This window comes from Flavobacterium sp. (assembly GCF_044371705.1).
In the GTDB taxonomy this organism is placed as follows: domain Bacteria; phylum Bacteroidota; class Bacteroidia; order Flavobacteriales; family Flavobacteriaceae; genus Flavobacterium.
The window spans coordinates 1-5,674 of sequence record NZ_JBILTE010000162.1; the positions used below are offsets into that span (position 1 = coordinate 1).

5 protein-coding genes are annotated in these 5,674 nt (G+C 34.8%); 2 read left to right on the forward strand and 3 right to left on the reverse strand.

Features of this window, described 5'->3' with window-relative positions:
* Window positions 1-902 (reverse strand): NAD(P)H-hydrate epimerase (locus ACIQ2S_RS10500; RefSeq protein WP_396175731.1); only part of this gene is annotated, 902 nt, incomplete at its 3' end.
* Window positions 903-1,172: 270 nt separating this feature from the next.
* On the opposite strand from ACIQ2S_RS10500, the gene thrA reads away from it, so the two are divergent.
* Window positions 1,173-3,620, forward strand: a complete 2,448-nt coding sequence (thrA, locus tag ACIQ2S_RS10505; RefSeq protein WP_396175733.1) for a bifunctional aspartate kinase/homoserine dehydrogenase I — start codon at window positions 1,173-1,175, stop codon at window positions 3,618-3,620.
* A gap of 81 nt (window positions 3,621-3,701) precedes the next feature.
* A complete protein-coding gene (locus ACIQ2S_RS10510) occupies window positions 3,702-4,622 on the forward strand; it encodes a homoserine kinase (protein ID WP_396175735.1) in 921 nt (306 codons plus the stop codon).
* A gap of 12 nt (window positions 4,623-4,634) precedes the next feature.
* On the opposite strand, the gene ACIQ2S_RS10515 is transcribed toward ACIQ2S_RS10510, so the two are convergent.
* Both ACIQ2S_RS10515 and ACIQ2S_RS10520 read right to left on the reverse strand, forming a co-directional pair.
* Window positions 4,635-5,117, reverse strand: coding sequence for a carotene hydroxylase (locus tag ACIQ2S_RS10515; RefSeq protein ID WP_396175737.1), 483 nt, complete (start codon window positions 5,115-5,117; stop codon window positions 4,635-4,637).
* A partial coding sequence (locus ACIQ2S_RS10520; protein WP_396175739.1) for a carotenoid biosynthesis protein occupies window positions 5,108-5,674 on the reverse strand: 567 nt, incomplete at its 5' end. The genes ACIQ2S_RS10520 and ACIQ2S_RS10515, both read right to left, overlap by 10 nt.

A 5,674-nucleotide genomic window follows, 5' to 3' on the forward strand; every position in this document is an offset into this window, starting at 1 on the left:
TTTTCATCGGTGATTACCATCGCTTCTGGTGATGCAGTTTGTAAAATTTCATACCCACATTTTGGCGTATAAACAGTTGCTAAACCACAACCGGAACGCAAAGCAGCTTGCGAAGCTAGCACCATTGCCCCAATTTTGCCATAACATCCTCCAATTAATAACACATGGCCCTGCGTTCCTTTGTGTGAAAATTTTGATATGGGTTTATATCGTTTTTTTATTTCATTTAAATCGGTATAATAATAATTAGTTGGAATAGAATCAATTGCTTTTTCATCCAGATCAATCGGAAGAATAACTATTTCATTTATAAACTGTTCGTTATCCGGAATATAAAAACTAAGTTTAGGAATTTGAAAGGTTAACACAACATCCGACTGGATGGCAATCGATGTTTTTCGATTTAAAAATAATCCGGAAGGAATATCAATCGAAACTTTGAACGATTGATGGTAATTGATTTTTTGAACAATCTGTTGAATCCATTCATCCATTTCACGTGAAAGGCCGATTCCAAAAATGGCATCCACAACAATGTTATTTTCTGCAATATCAGGAAAATCGGCGTCTTCATTTATAATTTCATACTTCAAATTACACTCTTTCAATCGTTCTAAATTCGATTCAAAATCAGGTGATAATTTTTTGCTGAAAGGAACAACATACACATGCACATCATAATAATTTTGTTTGAGCATCCGTGCAATTGCCAAACCATCACCACCATTGTTTCCCACACCACAAAAAAAGTGAAAAACTTTTTTCTTGTCGTGAAAATGATGAACGAGCCATAAAAATGCCTGCAAAGCTGCTTGCTCCATGAGTTCAAATGCGGTGATGTGTTGACGCTCCGTTGTCAATTTATCAACTTCTTTAATTTTTTCAGTTGTAAAAATTTTCATATGCTAGTAGAATATACTTTTTGGTAAACTATTCGTAAAAATTCAGATTTTCTTTTTTAATTACGTAAATTTATTACATTTGTTTCAGATGAAATCACAAAAGAACATTAATTATACTATCAAATCCTTCAATGTATTGAACGGATTTTCCTTTGGTACATCTTCTACAACTACAACCCCATTCGGGGTATAATTTTTACATATCATCCGCAGCTATGCTTATTCGAAAGAATAAAATAAAATTCTTATTTTCAAATAAAAAATAATCCTATGAAGGTATTAAAATTCGGAGGAACTTCGGTTGCCAATGCCCAAAATATAAAACTCGTTCTTGCTATCGTTGAGAAAAAATCAAAGGAAAGCAAACTGATAGTAGCTGTTTCTGCTTTTAGTGGCGTAACCGATTTACTTTTGTCGGCAGCTCAAAAAGCAGCAACAAAAGATGATTCATACCGTGATGTGGTTTTACAAATTGAAAAAAAACACCTCGAAGCTATTAAAGATTTGGTTCCTGTCAACGAGCAAACAGCTTTATTACATTATTGTAAAAAGAATATTTCCTATTTAGAAACTTTGTTAGATGGTTGTTATTTGTTGGGCGAATTAACGGCTCGAACATCAGATATGATCGTTAGTTTCGGTGAATTGTTGTCGTCTTATATCATTGCAGAAGCCCTTAAACAAAAGGTTGGAAACAGCAGTTTTAAAGATAGTCGCGAACTCATCAAAACCAATAGTAATTTTGGCAAAGCGGAAGTAAATTTTGAACTGACGAACAAAATCATTGCTGATTATTTTAAGTCAGATTCGTCACAAGTATTCGTAATTCCCGGATTTATTGCCTCGTCAATTGATGGAAACACAACTACCTTGGGTCGTGGTGGTTCTGATTATACAGCTGCGATAGTTGCAGCAGCTTTGCATGTGAAAGAATTAGAAATTTGGACAGACGTCAACGGAATGTTCACTGCCAATCCGAAAATTGTCAAACAAGCCCAACCGATAGAAAAAATCACCTACGAAGAAGCGATGGAGTTGTCGCATTTTGGTGCGAAAGTGCTTTATCCACCAACCATTCAACCGGTTTTAAGCAAAAACATACCCATTTGGATTAAAAATACGTTTGAACCGGAAGCGTTTGGTACCTACATCTCATCGGCCTCAAACCCGAATGGGAATCCGATTAAAGGCATTTCTCATATTGATAAAATTGCTTTGATTACAGTAGAGGGTTCCGGAATGGTAGGTGTTGCCGGAGTTTCCAAACGATTGTTTGAAGTGCTTTCTATTCATTCGATAAGCGTTATTTTTATCACGCAAGCTTCGTCAGAACATTCCATTTGTATCGGAATTTTAAATGCAGATGCTGCTATAGCAAAGACTTCAATTGATAAAGTTTTTGAACTTGAAATTTCACAACACAGAATCAATCCATGCATCGTTGAAAAAGACTTGTGTATAATGGCTTTGGTGGGTGAACAAATGAAAAATCACCAAGGAATCAGCGGAAAAATGTTTAGTACGTTGGGCAAAAACAATGTCAACATTCGGGCGATTGCTCAAGGTGCTTCCGAGCGAAACATTTCTTTGGTAATCAATGAAAAAGATGTAAAAAAAGCATTGAATACGCTACACGAACGTTTTTTTGAAGAACAAACCAAACAGTTGAATTTATTTGTGATGGGTGTTGGTAATGTTGGCGAAAAATTCATCGAACAAATTCACCAACAAAAGAAATTTTTAAAAGAAAATTTAAAAATAAATCTGCGTGTCATTGCTCTTTCCAATTCCCGAAAAATGGTTTTTGATGAAGAAGGAATTTCATTAAAAGATTGGAAAACAACTTTGGATAAAGGTGAACAAGCTTCGAAAGCTGATTTTATTGAGAGAACAAAAGCGTTGAATTTACGCAATAGTATTTTTGTTGATATTACTGCAAATACTGAAGTTTCTGCGACTTACGAACATTATCTTAGAAAAAATATTGCAGTTGTGACATGTAACAAAATAGCTTGTTCATCGGAGTATGATAATTACTTAAATTTAAAACGCTTATCACGTAAATACAATGCTCCGTTTTTGTTTGAAACGAATGTGGGTGCTGGTTTACCAATTATTGATACATTAAAACATTTGATTGCTTCCGGTGATCGAATTCATAAAATTCAAGCCGTTTTATCCGGAAGTTTGAATTTTATTTTTAATAATTTTAGTGAAACTTACAACTTTCACGATGTAGTAAAAGAAGCCGGCGTGCAAGGTTTCACCGAACCCGACCCAAAAATTGATTTAAGTGGTGTGGATGTCGCTCGAAAAATTCTGATTTTAATTCGCGAAAGCGGCTATCAAATGGAAATGGAAGACATTGAAAATAGTTCTTTCTTACCAAAAGAATGTATGGAAACCATAACCAATGAAGACTTTTTTAAATCGTTGACCAAACACTCAAGTCATTTTGAAAATTTGCTAAAAGAAGCAAAAGAAAAAGATTGCCGTTTAAAATTTGTTGCTAAATTCGACAAGGGAAAAGCCAGTGTTGGTTTGCAATTCATTCCTAAAGAAAGTCCGTTTTATAATTTAGAAGGAAAAGACAATATAGTGGAATTTTTTTCCGACAGATACGTCGATCAACCCTTGCTCATCAAAGGAGCCGGTGCAGGTGCTGCAGTGACTGCTTCAGGTATTTTTGCGGATGTGATTCGGATTGGAAATGTTTAATTAAGGTGCTAAGGCACTAAGATTCTAAGGTACTAAGCAACCTCAGAACCTTAAAACCTTAGAACCTCAGAACCTCAGAAAATGAACGAAATAAAAATATTCTGCCCCGCCACAGTAGCCAACTTATCCTGCGGATTTGATGTCTTAGGATTGTGTCTGGAAAACATTGGCGACGAAATGATTATTCGAAAAGTCAAAGAAAAAGGACTTCGAATTACCAAAATAACCGGAGCTGATTTGCCTTTAGAAACCAATAAAAATGTGGCAGGAGTCGCAGGAATGGCTTTGCTCAGTCACTTGGATTTAGAATTCGGGGTCGAAATTGAAATTCATAAAAAAATCAAAGCCGGAAGTGGCATAGGCAGCAGTGCCGCAAGTGCTGCCGGAGTTGTGGTAGGAATCAATGAATTGTTGGGTATTCCTATGCATCGAAAAGAGTTGATTCCGTTTGCCATGGAAGGCGAATTTTTGGCTAGTGGAAGTTATCACGCAGACAATGTTTCACCTGCAATTCTGGGTGGATTTACATTGGTTCGAAGTTATAACCCGTTGGAAGTGATTAAAATTAAAAGTCCAAAGCATTTATATGTAACTATAATCCATCCACATATAGAAGTAATAACCTCTGAAGCAAGAAGTATTTTGCCAAAAGAAATTCCACTGAAAACAGCCATCACACAATGGGGAAATTTAGGCGGATTCATTAGCGGATTATATACCGAAGATTATGGACTGCTAGGTCGTTGTCTGCAAGACGTAGTTGCTGAACCTTATCGAAAAAATTTAATTCCTGAATTTGATTCTATCAAAAAAGTTGCTTTAGAAAATGGAGCTTTAGGTTGCGGTATTTCCGGTTCAGGTCCTTCTATATACAGCTTAAGCAAAGGATTAGAAAATTCTAAAAAAGTGGAAAACGCAATACAAAATATTTTCGCAAAAACCACTATTCCATTTGATACCTACACTTCAAAAGTATGCGACAAAGGAGTGCGAAAAATATAAGTCAATTTTTGCCTACTTCGAAGCAGACCGCTTTGGGATACTATTTCTAGAATTTTTAAAATATTTCAAAGGAACGATCAACATGCCAAAAACTTCGCCATGCTCTTTTCCAAGATGCTTATGATGGATTTTGTGAGCTCTTCGCAATGCAAGCATGTAGGTGTTGTTGGTGTTTCTAAACCATTTAAAACGTTGATGTATAAAAACATCGTGCATCAAAAAATAACAAAAACCATACAATGCAATACCTGCTCCAATGCATACTGAATAGTAGTTGGAATTCATTAATCCCAGCATAATACATAACCAACTTGGAACAGCAAAAATAAGAAAGAAAACATCATTCTTCTCAAAAAAACCTGGCTCATGTTGATGATGATCTTTGTGAAAATACCACATAATACCATGCATAATATACTTATGAGTGAACCAAGCCATAAATTCCATAAAGAAAAAAGTGGCAATTATTGTAAAAATATAAAATACTATATCCATGTCACAAAGTTAAAAATTCCGAAGAAAATAAATTGAAGAACTACTAAAAAAGGTGCTACATTATTTTTAGATTGCTCCTTAAACAAAGCTAGGATGTAACAAAAAACAAAAGAAATAAAGAACCAAGCCGCATAGTTTTTAAACGGAATCACACTCTCATCCCAAGTCCAAAAGTCATAGTTCATTGCAACAGGCTCAATCAAAACATCCAAAACCACAAGAATACAAGCCGAACCAAACGCAATTAATAAAGTATTATTTACCTTTTTTTCGAGAGTATATACCGCCGCATATGTTAATAAAAGCCAATTTACACCAATGATAATAGGTGTTGCAAAAATTTTAAAACCCAATGTTGACCCGTAAACATAATTTCCAAAAATTGCACCTGTGTTTACGCCAATTACTTCTATAAAATAGCCGGCAAAAGCAATAAATACAAAAAGAAACCATTGTTTTAAAGTTGCATTTTGATGATTTAAAAGAAGTACCAATAAGTTTACTACTAAATTTAATGGTGTTAACGATAAGAAATCTATTGTTTTACTATTAGTCAA

Bases quoted from the DNA above. Each gene is read 5' to 3' on its own strand.
- thrA (WP_396175733.1), top strand. From the start codon at position 1,173: ATGAAGGTATTAAAATTCGGAGGAACTTCGGTTGCCAATGCCCAAAAT.
- ACIQ2S_RS10510 (WP_396175735.1), top strand. From the start codon at position 3,702: ATGAACGAAATAAAAATATTCTGCCCCGCCACAGTAGCCAACTTATCC.
- ACIQ2S_RS10515 (WP_396175737.1), bottom strand. From the start codon at position 5,117: ATGGATATAGTATTTTATATTTTTACAATAATTGCCACTTTTTTCTTT.